At 50.9% G+C, this 16,015-nt stretch carries 14 protein-coding genes; 4 read left to right on the forward strand and 10 right to left on the reverse strand.

Annotated elements, in window-relative coordinates:
- Positions 1-254: 254 nt before the first annotated feature.
- Together EC843_RS20950 and EC843_RS20955 are read right to left on the reverse strand one after the other, a co-directional pair.
- Entirely contained in the window at positions 255-1,577 is a 1,323-nt protein-coding gene (locus tag EC843_RS20950) for a 6-phospho-alpha-glucosidase (RefSeq protein WP_133523017.1), read from the reverse strand.
- Positions 1,574-3,196 (reverse strand): alpha-glucoside-specific PTS transporter subunit IIBC, encoded by a 1,623-nt coding sequence (locus EC843_RS20955; RefSeq protein WP_133523018.1) that lies wholly within the window; start codon positions 3,194-3,196, stop codon positions 1,574-1,576. The genes EC843_RS20950 and EC843_RS20955 overlap by 4 nt, the downstream gene beginning before the upstream one ends.
- Positions 3,197-3,504: 308 nt before the next feature.
- Between EC843_RS20955 and EC843_RS20960 the strand changes: the two genes are divergently transcribed.
- Positions 3,505-4,218 carry a GntR family transcriptional regulator gene (locus EC843_RS20960; protein WP_064542093.1) on the forward strand — a complete coding sequence of 238 codons (714 nt, stop codon included), beginning with the start codon at positions 3,505-3,507 and terminating at the stop codon, positions 4,216-4,218.
- A gap of 7 nt (positions 4,219-4,225) precedes the next feature.
- Here the strand turns inward: EC843_RS20960 and EC843_RS20965 are convergent, their stop codons facing one another.
- From EC843_RS20965 to ibpA, 3 genes are all read right to left on the reverse strand, one after another.
- Complete coding sequence (locus EC843_RS20965) at positions 4,226-5,881, reverse strand: putative transporter (RefSeq protein ID WP_064542090.1); 1,656 nt, start codon at positions 5,879-5,881, stop codon at positions 4,226-4,228.
- 124 nt (positions 5,882-6,005) lie between these two features.
- Positions 6,006-6,434 carry a small heat shock chaperone IbpB gene (gene ibpB, locus EC843_RS20970; protein WP_064542087.1) on the reverse strand — a complete coding sequence of 143 codons (429 nt, stop codon included), beginning with the start codon at positions 6,432-6,434 and terminating at the stop codon, positions 6,006-6,008.
- Positions 6,435-6,541: 107 nt separating this feature from the next.
- Positions 6,542-6,955 carry a small heat shock chaperone IbpA gene (gene ibpA / locus EC843_RS20975; RefSeq protein WP_064542084.1) on the reverse strand — a complete coding sequence of 138 codons (414 nt, stop codon included), beginning with the start codon at positions 6,953-6,955 and terminating at the stop codon, positions 6,542-6,544.
- Between the two features lie 313 nt (positions 6,956-7,268).
- Here ibpA and EC843_RS20980 point away from each other — a divergent pair, with 313 nt between their 5' ends.
- A complete protein-coding gene (locus EC843_RS20980) occupies positions 7,269-7,586 on the forward strand; it encodes a YceK/YidQ family lipoprotein (RefSeq protein WP_064542202.1) in 318 nt (105 codons plus the stop codon).
- On the opposite strand, the gene EC843_RS20985 is transcribed toward EC843_RS20980, so the two are convergent.
- Positions 7,587-8,852 (reverse strand): DUF3748 domain-containing protein, encoded by a 1,266-nt coding sequence (locus EC843_RS20985; protein ID WP_133523019.1) that lies wholly within the window; start codon positions 8,850-8,852, stop codon positions 7,587-7,589.
- A gap of 109 nt (positions 8,853-8,961) precedes the next feature.
- On the opposite strand from EC843_RS20985, the gene cbrA reads away from it, so the two are divergent.
- Positions 8,962-10,053 (forward strand): colicin M resistance lipid reductase CbrA, encoded by a 1,092-nt coding sequence (gene cbrA / locus EC843_RS20990; protein ID WP_133523020.1) that lies wholly within the window; start codon positions 8,962-8,964, stop codon positions 10,051-10,053.
- A gap of 82 nt (positions 10,054-10,135) precedes the next feature.
- Here the strand turns inward: cbrA and yidA are convergent, their stop codons facing one another.
- From yidA to EC843_RS21005, 3 genes are all read right to left on the reverse strand, one after another.
- Positions 10,136-10,954, reverse strand: a complete 819-nt coding sequence (yidA, locus tag EC843_RS20995) for a sugar-phosphatase (RefSeq protein WP_121814655.1) — start codon at positions 10,952-10,954, stop codon at positions 10,136-10,138.
- A gap of 148 nt (positions 10,955-11,102) precedes the next feature.
- Positions 11,103-11,492, reverse strand: a complete 390-nt coding sequence (locus tag EC843_RS21000; protein WP_121814654.1) for a YidB family protein — start codon at positions 11,490-11,492, stop codon at positions 11,103-11,105.
- 44 nt (positions 11,493-11,536) lie between these two features.
- Positions 11,537-12,565 carry an NAD(P)-dependent alcohol dehydrogenase gene (locus EC843_RS21005; protein ID WP_133523030.1) on the reverse strand — a complete coding sequence of 343 codons (1,029 nt, stop codon included), beginning with the start codon at positions 12,563-12,565 and terminating at the stop codon, positions 11,537-11,539.
- A 124-nt stretch (positions 12,566-12,689) separates the two neighbouring features.
- Between EC843_RS21005 and EC843_RS21010 the strand changes: the two genes are divergently transcribed.
- A complete protein-coding gene (locus EC843_RS21010; protein ID WP_133523021.1) occupies positions 12,690-13,592 on the forward strand; it encodes a LysR family transcriptional regulator in 903 nt (300 codons plus the stop codon).
- Position 13,593: 1 nt separating this feature from the next.
- Here the strand turns inward: EC843_RS21010 and gyrB are convergent, their stop codons facing one another.
- Complete coding sequence (gyrB, locus tag EC843_RS21015; protein ID WP_064542061.1) at positions 13,594-16,008, reverse strand: DNA topoisomerase (ATP-hydrolyzing) subunit B; 2,415 nt, start codon at positions 16,006-16,008, stop codon at positions 13,594-13,596.
- Between the last annotated feature and the right edge of the window lie 7 nt (positions 16,009-16,015).

Below are 16,015 nucleotides of genomic sequence, written 5' to 3' on the forward strand. Positions count from 1 at the left end.
ATTGTGCTGGGTGTTATCGCAGGGTTCTATAAAGAAAACAGATGGGGAGTGCAGGCTGCACTGTTTTTCGGGTTGAGTGTTCTCTCGTTTCAAATCGCTATATTTTGGTTTTCTGTACTGCTGGTAGTGTTATTTTTTGTGATGCTGGTTTCCGCGCTCACAGGGAATTTACCATTCTGATTAATGATCTATTTTCATTAAAAAATCGGCCTGATGCCCAGGCCGATTGCCATATTATGATCCGTGAAAAAAACTTATTTCAAATCAGGCCAGTAACCTTTGTTCGCCTCAATCAAATCATCCAAAATCGCTTTGGCCACCGAAGCACTTGGCACCGTTTTAGAAAGCGTAATCGCCTGCCACAACTTCACGTAAGAGCCTTCTTCCCACGCCTCTACTACCAGTTTTTCAACCGCAACCTGCTGGCTCATCAACCCTTTCTGGAACTGTGGAATATTGCCGACTACCAACGGTTCCGGCCCACTTTTTCCGACCAGGCAAGGGATTTCAACCATCGCTTCCGGGTCAAAGTTATTGATTGCCCCATTGTTTGGCACAATCAGCAGCATGCGTTCCTGGGTGTTAAAAGCTATGGCCGCCGCCAGATCGACGATGTACGAGGCATGTTCGTCAATCTCCAGTTCCCCTGCTGATGATTTCCCAGACTGAATGATGGCATTACAGGAACCAAACACATGTTTTTCACGGTGTTCCATCACTTCATTGGCGCGGGTGTGTGCTGGATTGGAGTGCTTAACCACGTAATCCGGGAACAGATAGTATTTCAGGTAAGTATTCGGGAAGGTGCTCGGGTCCAAAGCCCATACGTCTTTTGCTTTAGAGAATGTGTCGTTCCAGCTGGCTTCTGTCCCATGTTCATCTGATGGCGGAACATAACCAAATTTAGCGACGTGTTCGCGGATCTTTGGCATTAAATCATTACCATTCTGGTCCTCGATAGATGTCCACCAGCCAAAGTGGTTGAGGCCGTAATAGCGTACGCGCATCTCTTTACGATCTTTCAGGCCAGCGATTTGCGCCATACGGCTTTCAATGCCGATGGGCATATCGCAAATGTTGAGAATCTTTGCGTTCGGGCGCAGTTTACGCGTGGCTTCAGCCACAATCGCTGCCGGGTTGGAATAGTTAAGCATCCAGGCGTTTGGCGAATATTTTTCCATGAAATCAACCAGCTCTAATACCCCACCGATGGAGCGCATGCCGTAGGCAATCCCGCCTGGGCCGCAGGTTTCCTGGCCCAGAACGCCGTGACGTAGTGGGATCTTCTCGTCTTGTTCACGCATCGGGTATTTGCCCACGCGGATATGCGCCATCACGAAATCCACATCGGTAAAGGCTTCTTTCGGGTCGGTGGTGTAGCTGAACTCAATTTCAGGAGCCTGCTCTTTGAGGATAACTTTGCACGCTTCGGCGATGGTTTCCTGACGCGCGCCATCGTTGTCATAGAATTTCAGGGCGCGCAGCGGGAAGCGGTGCTGGTTTGCCAGTAACATCAATACGATACCAGGAGTGAATGTGCTGCCGCCACCGGCTACAACTACAGAGAATTTTTTCATGATACTGCCTCCGTCATGGATTTAAGTTCGGTCAAAGAAGTGTCTTTCATCAGGGTTTCAAGTTGGTCTCGGACTTGCGGGACATGCAGGCCCACAATCACCTGAATACCGTTGCCGCGTCGCACCACACCGTGGGCGCCCAGCGCTTTAAAAATGTCGTCGCTTTGCGTCTGCGCCATATCCGCAAGGGTGATGCGTAAGCGAGTCGCACAGTTATTGACGCTAAGAATGTTGCCAGTACCGCCCAGCGCTTCGAGGATGCCAGCAGCCTGACCTTGTTTGGTTTCTTTGGTGGCAGCAGCCGTTGTCTGACTGCGGGATACCTGGTAATCCGCTTTGCTGTACAGCTTGATCTCACTCTCTTCACGGCCTGGCGTTTTCAGGTTGAAGCGCAAGATTAGGGTGCGGAACACCACAAAGTAGATGCAGGTGAAGGCCAGACCGATACCAATCTGGATAAACATCATCGACGCGTGATTGTGGAACATCGGTATCCAGTTTTGCGGCAGGAACTGGTCGAGAAGCCCGCCACCCATGTTGCCCACCACGCCACACATGTACATTACGGTCGCCATCGTTGCGGCGAGAAATGCATGCACTGCAAATAAAACCGGCGAGATAAACAGGAAGGTAAATTCAAGTGGTTCAGTGATGCCCACCAGCATCGCGGTGAGTGTTGCAGGTATCAGCAAGCCTGCGACTTTCACGCGGTTTTCGGGTGCAGAAGTGGCGTACAGCGCGAGTGCAATTCCCAGGCAACCAAATATCTTGGAGTTACCGTGCAGTGCAAATCCTCCTTCCGGGAACAGCGTTTTCAGCGGCAGCGTGCTCTGGCTGAACTCCTGTAAATGCTGCGCCCAGTAAACCTGGATGCCACCTTCCACGACCGCCGGGCCAAAGATGAATGGACCGTAGATGAAGTGATGCAGGCCGGTTGGAATCAGAATGCGTTCCAGGAACGTATACACCCAGACGCCAAGCGAGCCGGCGCTGCGCAAAAATTCCTGAAGTGATTCAATGCCCATTTGCACTTTTGGCCAGCCAAACAGGGTAATCCAGGCGCAAGGGATCATGGCGAAGAAAGCAACAATCACGACGAATGAGCTGCCCTGGAAGATGCCGAGAAAAACAGGGAGTTGTTTTTCGAAATAGCGGTTGTGGATAGCCGTGACAAACCCGGAGATAACAATCGCGCCGATGATGCTGGTATCAAGCGTTTTGATCCCGGCAATCATAGTTAGTCCGGATCCCGCCACCGGATCGGCGTTGAAATCGACACCGAAATAATGGCCCCAGGTCATCCCCATGGCGTTGATGAAGTAGTTCCAGGTCATAAAGCTCACCAGCACCGCTAAGCAAGCACGGCCCTGCGCTTGCTTAGCGAGGCCAATAGGTAAGCCGACAGCAAAAATCAGCGGCATATTACGGAATACCGTCCAGCCACCTTCTTCAATAATGTGAACAATTTGCGCGAATAAGTTATCGGGTGCGGTGAGCGCTTCGCCGACGAACATCGGATTGCGCAACATAATGGCGATGCCTACGACAATCCCGGCGAACGGAAACAACAAAACCGGGGTAAACATTGCGCCACCAAAACGTTGTATTTGACTGAGCATTTTTAAATCCTCACGTAACAACCTGTAGGGTAAATGGCCTTATTTTTTAACGCTGATTTTAACGCTGGCCTGAGACTGAGAGTAGGGAGACGCAGGTGACTTATCGTTGCCCGTCGCACCGATTCGTGATCGCTTTCATAGTTTTTATTTGGTGTAAGTTGTCTACTTTTTGATTAATAACTAGACACGGTGATTTTTCCTTTCTAATTCATTAGGTGAATGCGAAATTAAAATCATTTAAATCATATAATTGATTAATGGAACGAGGGTTTATTAAGCCCAGCGTGAAGCCATTAAGAGGTCTACAGGTGATCTACAAATCTATCGCTGACAGGTTACGAATCCGGCTTAATTCAGCGGATTACAATATTGGCAGCCCATTGCCATCTGAAAAGCGTCTGGCGAGCGAGTTCGGCGTATCACGAATGACTTTACGCAAGGCTATCGATTTACTGGTGAGCTGGGGGTTAGTTGTGCGCCGCCACGGCAGCGGCACCTACGTGGCGAATAAAGATGTTCACCACGAAACCAGCAACCTGACGGGTTTTATCGAGGTAATGCGCAACCAGGGCAAAGAGGTGATAAGCAATGTGCTGGAGTTTCTGATAATGCCCGCACCACCCGCCATCGCCAGTCAGTTGCGCATTAATATTGATGAACGGATCTATTTCTCGCGCCGGGTGCGCTCAGTAGATGGCAAACCGCTGATGGTAGAAGACAGCTATATGCCGTTGAAATTATTTCGTAATTTGTCCGTTGCACATCTGGAAGGGTCTAAATTCAGTTATATCGAGGATGAATGCCACATCATCGTGTGTGGCAACTACGAAAGCCTGACGCCGGTGCTGGCAGACAGGCAGATGGCAAAATTGCTCAATATCGACGAGCTAACACCAATTCTGCGCATCACATCGCTGTCATATAGCGACAGCGGCGAGTATGTGAATTACTCGGTGATGTTCCGTAACGCCAGCGAATACCAGGTGGATTACCATTTACGGCGGGTGCATTTACCCGCCTGATCGTGCATCACATCCAGAACAGCACCGCCAGAAGCTGCGGTGTGATAATGCGCAAGAACATCACCAACGGATAAACGGTGGCGTAAGAGAGTGCTGCAGCGCCACTGGTGGCATGTAAACCGTTAGCGAAAGCCAGCGCAGGCGGGTCGGTCATCGAACCGGCCAACATGCCGCACAGCGTAAGATAATTCATTTTGGCGAGCAATCTGGCGATGAGCGCCGTCACCAGCAACGGAATACCGGTAATCAGAATGCCGTAGCCAATCCAGCTGACACCGTCGCCATGCAGCAACGTCGTGACGAAATCCCCTCCTGATTTCAAGCCGACTACCGCAAGGAACAACACAATTCCCAGCTCGCGCAGCGCGAGGTTGGCACTCGGTGGCATAAACCAATACAACGTGCCGATACTGCCAATACGCCCAAGAATAATCGCCATGATGAGTGGCCCGCCCGCGAGACCCAGGCGCAGTGCGACAGGGAAGCCAGGAATGAATAGCGGGATAGAACCCAGCAGCACGCCAAGCCCAATGCCAATAAACACCGGCAGCATTTGTACTTGCTGGAGTTTTTGCTGCGCGTTGCCCACTTGTGCAGCCACCGCTTCTATTGATTCAGGACGACCAACCAAATTGAGGATATCGCCAAATTGCAGGCTGACATTGCTGCCAGCAACCAGCTCGATACCCGCGCGATTCAGGCGTGAAATCACCACGTCGTACTTCTGCTTTAGGTGCAGATCGCGGATTTTTTTGCCGAGGACTTTCTCGTTGGTCACCACCACGCGCTCCACTCGCAGGTCGGTCCCGTGCGTAGAAAGCGAGGTGTCCACTTGCGTACCGATAACCAGCAGTGCGGAGTGCAGATCCTTTTCCTGCCCAACCAGGTGCAATAAATCTCCGCTTTGAATCACTGTACCAGGCGCTGGCACCATCAGTAATTCACCGCGTTTCAGGCGCGAACAAATAATGGTGTCGCTGTTGAGGACCGGCACATCCTGAATAGGCAAGCCGTTAAGATTGGGGTTGGCGACACAGATATTCATGGTCTGGAGTTGAGCATGACTTTGCCCGGTACTGGTTTCAAAGTGCTGCGCTTCTTGATCGACATTGACGCGAAATATCATTCGAATCAGCCACATGGTCATCAGGATGCCGCAAATGCCGAACGGATACGCCATCGCGTAACTCATCCCCATTTTATCAACCAATTCCGCAGGGGTACCAAGGTCGGTCAGGATTTGCTGCCCCGCGCCCAGTGCAGGGGTATTGGTCACGGCACCCGAGAAAATACCTAACACCACGGGCAGCGGGACATCGAAGATTTTGTAGATGAGCGCAGTTACCAGCCCGCCGATCACCACAATAAGCAGCGCGAAGAGATTGAGCCGCAAGCCCGACACGCGCAAAGAAGAGAAGAACCCCGGTCCGACTTGAATCCCAATGGTGTAGACGAACAGGATCAGGCCAAACTCCTGGATAATATGGAGCATGTCACTATTCAGGTCTATCCCGACCTTATTAACAAAGTGGCCGACAATAATCCCGCCGAATAGCACACCGCCGATGCCAAATCCGATCCCGCGAATTTTGATGTTACCAATCCACAAGCCGATGACGGCGACCAATGCCAACATACTGACTGTTAACGCTATTCCACTCATCGAAGAATTCCCTGTGAATAACATCGTTGTTATCAGGGATTCTGGCAGAGAGACAGCGGCGTTACTGGGGTGCAGAGCACAAAAAAGGCCCCATAAAATGGGGCCTTGAACGCAGTTGATGCGATTAGCTATTTAACGCCGGGCGCTCACTGATAGCGATGCGTTTCGGTGCAACCTCTTCAGGAATTTCACGTACCAGATCGATGTGCAACAGACCGTTGGTAAATGTCGCACCGGATACTTTCATGTATTCCGCAAGGGTGAAGCTCAGGCTAAATGGCTGAGTCACCAACCCTTGATGCAGCCAGGTCGTTTCTTTCTCTGGTTTGACTGGCGTCCCTTTGACATTCAGACGCGTGCCTTCCAGTTCAATCTCAAGATCTTCCTGGCGGAAACCGGCTAATGCCAGGGTTATCCGATAGTGGTTATCATCGCCTTTCTCAATGTTGTAAGGCGGGAATGTCTGCCCTTCGCTGCTGGTTTGTAAGGCATTAGCCAGTTTGTCAAAACCGATCCATTGACGCAGCAGAGGTGATAAATCGTAGTTACGCATGAGTATTCTCCTTCTTTGAAGCGAGTTAAATCTTCGGCTCCCTGACGGCAAGCCTAAGTTTGGGTACAACTTTTGAGTTGGGCCGCACAATACGGCGACCCGCGAAATTAATTGATTTCGATACGGCGCGGTTTCATCGCTTCCGGAATCACACGTTCCAGGTCGATATACAGCAGGCCATTTACCAGGTTAGCACCACGGATGTGGATGTTTTCAGCTAACTGGAATTTACGTTCGAAGTTGCGCTCAGCAATCCCCTGATAGAGATAAGTGCGCTCTGGTTGTGCATCTGTATGCGCGCCTTTTACAACGAGCAGGTTATCCTGGGCAGTTATATCCAGTTCGCTTTCTGCAAAACCGGCAACAGCAATGGCAATGCGATAGTTGTTTTCGTCAACTAATTCAACATTGTATGGAGGATAGCCGCCGTTGCTCTGGCTTTGGTTGTTTTCCAGCAGATTAAACAGACGGTCAAAACCAATAGCAGAACGATAAAGCGGGGATAAATCGAAATTACGCATAAATTAACACTCCTGATTATCAGCGAGACTCTAATATTGCCTTCCATCATGGACAGGCTTAGGTTACTGAGTACCCTTACGGCGTACTCTTAACTGGCTACGTTAATAAAATCGGTCCTGTTTCACGCTTTTCAAGGGTGCATTGGGAAATTTTTTGCGCCTTCCGGTGTCTATACATAGACTGTGTGTGGAGTAAACAGGATTAATCTGCGATAGCTGCCACAGAGTGGCAAACACATTATTTTTATTCTCAGCCTGGATGATATAACCCAGTGCAGCCAGGCCCCTGGAAGACGAAAATTTAACAGTGATGATGAAAACTAATATTCAGGCAATAATTCTGGGCAGCGGGATACTTACCGCCAGTGGATGCTCAAGTGTTATGACCCACACCGGTGGGCAAGAAGGGACTTATTCCGGGACACGAGCAAGTTACGCAATGCTGACCGACAGCAACACCAGTTGGGGCTACAAACCTTTTGTCGCACTCGATATGCCGTTTACGGCGGTGGCGGATACGGTGCTGATACCATGGGATATGTACCGTACCGACAAATCGCTGAAATCAAAGGTAGAAGAGAGCGAAGATCAGAATTTGGCCACCAATTCGGTGATCCCGCCCGTTCAGTAATTACACGCCTGTTTCCGTCATAAATAACTGACGGAATCCAGCGACGTTCTGCATCCAGGCAATGTGTTTTCCCTCTGGCGAAAACACGACGGCATCCGCCGATGGTGCATCGCAGCCTGCCTGCGTCAGCGCCGTGATTGCTCCAGTGCTTACATCACACAAAACAATCTGATTGTTCTGCACAAAACCCACTATTTTCCCAGCCGGATGCCAGTTAAACGCCGACTGAATATCGTCTTTTCCCTGCGTAACCTGGCGTGGTTCACCGCCATTTGGCAAGAGCACATACATTTGCACCACACCCGAATCGTCACGCATCAAAAACGCCAGCAAACTGCCATCCGGGCTGCTGCGCACCCAATGACGGGGCTGAGTAGCTAAACCGGGATAACGGCGCTGCTGAGTAAAGGTGAGCCGCCGTTGCTGCACTTGCGCAGGCGGTGCGGGTAAGGTGGTTGGCGTTCCTTCGATAGGCTCAGCGCCAGCCTCGAAGTACGCCTCTTTGTTCTCGGGTAAATCGACGATAAACAGTTCGGGCACTTTGTTGCCGCTTTCTGAAAGCGTATCGCCGATAAACGCCAGCGCCCAGCGCTGTTGGCTTCCATCTGCTTTACGGTAACCGTTATTGCCGACCCAGCCTTCTTCATAGGCGCGATTTATGTCGTCACTGCCAGCCTGTGGCGTTGGTGTCGTGCGGCTGACCAGCACACAATAATGGCTGCCGTCATATTCACGGGGATGTTGTTTCGTGGGTTTCACCGGGCCGAAAGGCAGCGCGATGCCGACGTTACGCAAATCTTGCGCCGCATCATATTCATGCATGACATGGTCGTTATAAGTGAAGCTCAGGCGCGAGCCGTCAGGGCTCCAGACGTGAACATGGCTGCCGCCCCGTAGCGCACCGGGTGTAAACGGCGGAGTGATATCCATCGCATCAAGATTGCTTGCAGTACCATTTTCAACCACTACACCGCGGCGGTGATGAAAATCGTACTGCCAGTTTGCATCCGGATTTTCCGGGCCGTGAATAAAAACATAACCTTCCGGACGTTGCGGATTCACCGTCACCACCCCGACATGCGCACCTTGTGAAGCTCGATACACGACCTCTACTTCACCCGTTTGGACATTTACGCGCTCAATGGTTTCACTGGTAAACGAGGCTCCTGAAGGGCGCACATCAAACACCAAATATTGGCTATCTGGCGTCCAGACGTTGGTATTGGTGAGCTGGTGATGACGAGGTGCAAAAGTGAGTTGTTTCATGTTGTTATCCAGGCGATGACGTCGAGGAAGCAGGAGTACAGCAAAACTTCACGCTGACTTCATATTCGTTTTCTACAGTACCGTTTATTCTCTCCCTGAGGCAAAGACAATGGAACATTTCGACGTAGCAATTATCGGGTTAGGGCCAGCAGGCTCGGCGCTGGCACGGCAATTAGCCGGGTCGAAGCGTGTGATTGCGCTGGATAAAAAACGCCAGCACGGCACTGATGGATTCACCAAACCCTGCGGTGGACTTCTGGCTCCGGATGCCCAACGTTCGTTTATTCGTGACGGTATAACCCTGCCAGTCGAGGTTATCGCCAACCCGCAAATTTTTAGCGTCAAGACGGTAGATGTGGAGACATCACTCACTCGTAACTACCAGCGTAGCTATATCAACATCAATCGCCACGCATTTGATTTATGGATGAAATCGCTTATTCCTGATGACGTCGTGGTTCACCATGACAGTCTGTGCCAGAAAATCTGGCGTGAAGAAGGCAAATGGCAGGTGATTTTTCACAGCGATGGCCAAAAACAGCAAGTTACCGCTGATTATCTGGTCGGTGCCGACGGGGCTAATTCTCTGGTTCGTCGTCACCTGTATCCTGATCATCAGATTCGCAAATACGTCGCCATTCAGCAGTGGTTTGTAGAACAGCACCCCGCGCCGTTTTACTCATGTATTTTTGATAATGACGTAACGGATTGTTATTCCTGGAGTATCAGTAAAGACGGCTATTTTATCTTTGGTGGCGCATACCCAATGAAAGATGGACAGCAATGCTTTGAAAAACTGAAAGAAAAGATGGCAGCATTCCATTTCCGATTCGGAGAAAAGGTAAAAAGTGAAAAATGCACCGTACTCTTTCCTTCGCGATGGGCGGATTTTATTTGCGGGAAAGAAAATGCGTTTTTGATTGGCGAGGCGGCAGGCTTTATCAGCGCAAGTTCACTGGAAGGTATTAGCTATGCGCTGGACAGTGCCGAGATCCTTAATTCAGTGCTGATGAAAACAACGGTCAATCCCAACGATGCGTACTGGCGCGCCACACGGAAACTACGCATTAAACTCTACAGCAAAATTATCAAAAGCCGATGCTTAACGGCTCCGGGGTTAAGAAAATTACTGATGCAGAGCAATGTCGCACATATCCCGCAGAATCGCATCACTGCGGTATGCAGGCCGACAGAGCAGTAATGTTGCCGGTAATGTCGGATGTCGCTGCGCTAATCCGACCTACAAAAATGATAAGTATCAGTTGGCTACCGGGGCTAAGAGATTACTGGACGTTCAACACAAACTTCTCAATCGCGTATGCAACGCCATCTTCAAGGTTAGATTTAGTGACGAAGTTACTGACTTCTTTCACCTTATCGATAGCATTTTCCATCGCAACCCCCATCCCGGCATATTCCAGCATCGCAATGTCATTTTCCTGGTCGCCCAGCGTCATCACTTCTTCTTGTTTGATACCGAGTGTTTCAGCCAGCGCTTTCACGCCAGTACCTTTGTTGACACGCTTATCGAGGATTTCGAGGAAGTATGGCGAGCTTTTCAGCAGCGTATAGCGCTCGTGGACCTCGGCTGGAATTTTAGCGATCGCTTTGTCGAGAATGGCTGGCTCATCGATCATCATCACTTTCAGATAGGCGCCGTTTTTATCCATATTTTCTGGCTCGCTGAACACCAGTGGGATATTAGCGATAAAGGATTCATGAACGGTGTAGTAGCTGATGTCGCGGTTGGCGGTGTACAGCGTGTACCGGTCCAGCGCGTGGAAGTGGGAACCGACATCACGAGAAAGCTGTTCCAAATAACGGTAATCGTCGTAGTTCAGCGCCGTTTGCGCCACGGTGCTGCCATCGCTTGCTTTCTGAACCAGAGCGCCGTTGTAAGTGATGCAGTAATCGTTCGGCTTATCCATATGCAGTTCTTTGAGATAGCTCTCAACACCTGCAAAAGGGCGTCCGGTACACAAAACAACGTTAACACCACGTTCGCGCGCACTGGCGATAGCGGCTTTAACGGCTGGAGAAATGGTGTGGTCTGGCAGCAACAATGTGCCGTCCATATCAATAGCAATGAGTTTTATAGGCATAGGATTTTCTGAGGTAATGAGTTTATCTCATGCTAACGCGATTAAGCTCGCAAAAATAGCGCTACGTTTCGCGAGAAAAAGGTCCGTTTTAAACATAAGAAAACGCCACCCAGAACCGCAAATAAAAAGCGTGAGTGGCGTTTTTCAACTAGCTGAAGAATTTATCCTTCAACATGTGGAAGCCTTTGGTGAGCAAATCTTCATCGTGAGCGACTTCACCCGCTGGTGAAAGCGTATCGACTATTTTCGGGAACTGCTCTGCCAGCAGTTGTGACGCGCTTCCCACGTCAATCCCGAGTTTCTCGGCTAGTCCGCTAATTGCGGGCAGACCCAGCACCTCTTGTATTTGCTCAGGGCTAACGCTTTGATTATGCGCGCCGCTTAACCATGAAGTGACGACATCAGAAAAACCCTTTTCCCGAAACTGTTCAAGAATGGCCTGAATGCCGCCCTGTTCATTAATCCACGTAAGGATGACTTTGAATTTATCTGCATCGCCACCCCTCATCATGCCAGTAACTTGATCGAAAAAGCCCATGACCTTGTCCTCCTGCATGCACGAAGTGTGCAATAGAAGTGTAGTCAATCACGCGGGGTTAAGACGATTTTGCCGAATGCGCCGCGGTCGAGATGTGCCAGCGCTTGCGGCAATTCTTCAAAGCGATAACAGGTTTCGATGACCGGTTTGATGCGGTTTGCGTCAATGGCACGAATAAAATCTTCTAGCGCACGGCGATGCCCGACGCCAATGCCCTGAATGGTCGGGGATTTCAATAACAGTTCGCCTGCAGGGCCAGAGATCTCATAGCCATCAAGCACGCCAATCACTGAAATACGCCCATGCACCGCAACTGCGCGCAGGGAATTAGACAGATTCGTGCCGCCAACAGTTTCAATAATATGGTCGATTCCATACTCATCAGTGAGTTCGTAGACGGTATCCACCCAATCACTTTGCAAACGGTTAATGCCGTAATCGGCACCTAACGCTTTGGCGCGAGCCAGTTTTTCGTCGCTACTCGAAGTCACAAATACTTTGGCGCCGTGGGTTTTGGCGATTTGCAGCGCAAACATCGAAACGCCGCCCGTTCCCTGCACCAGCACCGATTGCCCGGCGTGCAAACTGCCACGCTCCACCAGAGCAAACCAGGCGGTAAGCCCGGCGCAAGGTAGCGTACTGGCCTGAATATCATCAAGACTTGTCGGTGATGCCACCAGCCAGTTTTCGTTGATGACTACATATTCCGCGAGCATGCCCTGATAAACCCCGCCGAGCGTGCGATAAGGCGGAGTGCGTGCGGTGCCGTTGGGTTTTCCGTCAATCCAGTCGGGCGAAAACGTTGAGATAACGCGCGCACCAGGCTGAAAACGAGTCACGCCTTCACCGAGGTTTTCCACCACGCCCGCCATGTCTGACGCCGGGGTAAATGGGAAAGGAAGCGCCAGCGGCATCGTGCCATCAATGACCATTTTGTCGCGGTAATTGAGCGAAATAGCGTTAACCCGAACCAAAACCTCGCCAGGTCCAGGCTCAGGAATCGCTGCTGTAGAAAGTGTCAGGTTGTCACGCCCAACGGCGCTCATGGTCCAGCGCTGCATGGTTTTGCTGATCGTTTGGCTCATTATTTTCTCCAGGAATTTGGCTTCATTCATCACCACTCAAAGTATATCGTTGGCCTACAATCACCAGTGGCGATAGATTTTCTCGGTATTGGTTCCTGAATGGATACAAATGATGAGTGAACAACTGAAGGGGATTTCTGTTTTTGTTACGGCAGTTGAGGCGGGGAGTTTTGCACTGGCGGCGCAGCGCCTGCATCTTTCACGTTCGGCGGTCGGTAAAACAGTTTCTCAACTAGAGCAAAGACTCGGTGTGCGGCTTTTTCAGCGCACCACGCGAAGCGTAACGCTGACCGATGACGGCGCACTTTTCTATGAGCATTGTTTACGAGCGCTGGCAGAAATTAATACCGCTGAAACACTACTCGAAAATGGAAAACAGAGTGTCAGCGGGCGGTTACGGGTTTCAATGCCAGTGCTGTATGGGCGTATGTGTATTGCGCCACTGCTCGCAGAATTTGCCAGCCAGCATCCCAACCTGAGTATGGATTTGCTGTTTAGCGACAAGGTTTCTGACCTGGTTGAAGATGGATTAGATCTGGTGATTCGCAACGGAAAATTACCTGATAGCAGCGGCCTGGTCGCGCGGAAGATCGGTGAGCATCGCATGATGATCTGCGCGTCGCCTCGCTATTTGCTGCAACACGGTGAGCCGCAAACCATTGACGATTTATCGCATTATGAAGTGTTCAATTACATTAACGCTGGCGTGCCACATCGCTGGGTTATCAATGCCGATGGCGGCAAGAAAAGCGAGTTTATCCCCAAAGCACGTGTTCTGATGGATGATTTAGAAGCGATTGCGGATGCGGCGATTGCTGGATTGGGTATTGCGCTGCTGCCTTGCTGGCTGATTGAGGAAGAGTTACAGAATGGGAAACTGGTGAGGATACTGCGCGAAGACCTGGACAACGTTTATGAAAGCCATGCGGTGTGGCTCCAGACATCTCATCTACCGCTAAAAGTACGGCTGGCAGTAGATATGCTGGTGAGCAGATTGCCCACCAGCATTAACTAACTTAGATATCGATGTTCGCCGCTTTCAGGGCGTTTTCTTCGATAAATGCGCGACGTGGTTCAACCGCGTCACCCATCAGGGTGGTGAACAGCTGATCGGCAGCAATCGCGTCTTTTACGGTGACACGCAGCATACGACGGCTTTGCGGATCCATTGTGGTTTCCCACAGCTGATCCGGGTTCATTTCGCCCAAACCTTTGTAGCGCTGAATAGACAAGCCACGACGGGACTCTTTCACCAGCCATTCCAGCGCCTGCTCAAAGCTGGCAACTGGCTGACGGCGTTCGCCACGTTCGATAAACGCATCTTCTTCGATTAAGCCGCGCAGTTTCTCGCCCAGTGTGCAAATACGACGGTACTCGCCACCAACTATGAATTCTTGCTCCAGCGGGTAGTCGGTATCCACACCGTGAGTACGCACACGAATCACTGGCTCAAAGATATTCAGCTCGCGGTTGTGACGCACGATAGAATTCCAGGTGCTGCCGTGTTGCTCGTTTTCGTTCAGCGCGATGACCAGCTTAGAAACCCAGTCGTTCACTTTGCTTTCGTCAGTCAGATCGGCATCGGCAAGCGTTGCATGATAAACCAGGTTATTCAGCAGGTTGCGCGGATAACGGCGCTCCATGCGGCCAATCATTTTCTGGCAAGCATTGAACTCGGACACCAGTTTTTCCAGTGCTTCACCGGCGATGGCTGGTGCGCTGGCATTGGTGTGCAGTGTTGCGCCATCCAGTGCGATAGAGATCTGATATTGATCCATCGCTTCATCATCTTTGATGTACTGCTCTTGCTTGCCTTTCTTCACTTTGTACAGCGGTGGCTGTGCGATATACACATGGCCGCGTTCAACGATTTCAGGCATTTGACGGTAGAAGAAGGTCAACAGCAGGGTACGAATGTGTGAGCCGTCGACGTCCGCATCCGTCATGATGATGATGCTGTGATAACGCAGTTTGTCCGGGTTGTATTCGTCACGGCCAATGCCGCAGCCCAGCGCCGTAATCAGCGTTGCGACTTCTTGAGAGGCGAGCATTTTGTCAAAGCGCGCTTTCTCAACGTTCAGAATTTTACCTTTCAGTGGCAGGATCGCCTGGTTCTTACGGTTACGCCCCTGTTTTGCAGAGCCGCCCGCAGAGTCCCCTTCCACAAGGTACAGTTCGGAGTGAGCCGGGTCGCGTTCCTGGCAATCAGCCAGTTTGCCTGGCAAACCAGCCAAATCCAGCGCGCCTTTACGACGAGTCATTTCACGTGCACGACGTGCTGCTTCACGAGCACGAGCCGCATCAATAATTTTGCCGACGACGATTTTCGCGTCAGACGGGTTTTCCAGCAGGTATTCAGACAGCAGTTCGTTCATCTGCTGCTCAACCGCGGTTTTCACTTCCGAAGAAACCAGTTTGTCTTTGGTCTGAGAAGAGAATTTAGGGTCCGGAACTTTTACGGAGACAACAGCAATCAGGCCTTCACGGGCATCGTCACCGGTGGCGCTCACTTTCGCTTTTTTGCTGTAGCCTTCTTTTTCCATATACGCATTCAGCGTACGTGTCATCGCCGAGCGGAAACCTGCCAGGTGAGTACCACCATCGCGCTGCGGGATGTTGTTGGTAAAGCAGTAGATGTTTTCCTGGAAACCATCGTTCCACTGCAACGCCACTTCTACGCCAATACCGTCTTTTTCAGTGCTGAAATAGAACACGGTTGGGTGAATTGGGGTTTTGTTTTTGTTGAGGTACTCAACGAATGCGCGGATACCACCTTCGTAGTGGAAGTGGTCCTGGCGGCCATCACGCTTATCAATCAGGCGGATAGAAACACCGGAGTTCAGGAATGACAGTTCACGCAGGCGTTTGGCCAGAATGTCGTATTCAAACTCAATCACGTTGGTGAAGGTTTCATGGCTTGGCCAGAAACGGACTTGCGTACCGGTGGCATCGGTATCACCCGTCGCCGCCAGCGGTGCCTGTGGCACGCCGTGAACGTAAGTTTGCTGGTGTACTTTGCCTTCGCGGCGAATCAGCAGTTCCAGTTTCTGGGACAGGGCGTTAACAACAGAAACACCTACGCCGTGCAGACCGCCAGAAACTTTATAGGAGTTGTCATCGAACTTACCGCCAGCGTGCAGCACGGTCATGATAACTTCGGCAGCAGATACGCCTTCTTCCGGGTGAATACCGGTAGGAATACCACGGCCATCATCGGTGACGGAGACAGAGTTATCAGCATGAATGGTGACAACGATGTCTTTACAGTGACCGGCAAGTGCTTCGTCGATAGCGTTATCTACGACCTCAAATACCATGTGGTGCAGACCGGTGCCGTCGTCCGTATCGCCGATATACATTCCCGGGCGCTTACGTACCGCATCCAGCCCTTTAAGGACTTTGATACTGGAGGAGTCATAAGAATTCGACATCAACGTT

The organism is Buttiauxella sp. JUb87 (assembly GCF_004361975.1).
Lineage (GTDB): Bacteria > Pseudomonadota > Gammaproteobacteria > Enterobacterales > Enterobacteriaceae > Buttiauxella > Buttiauxella ferragutiae.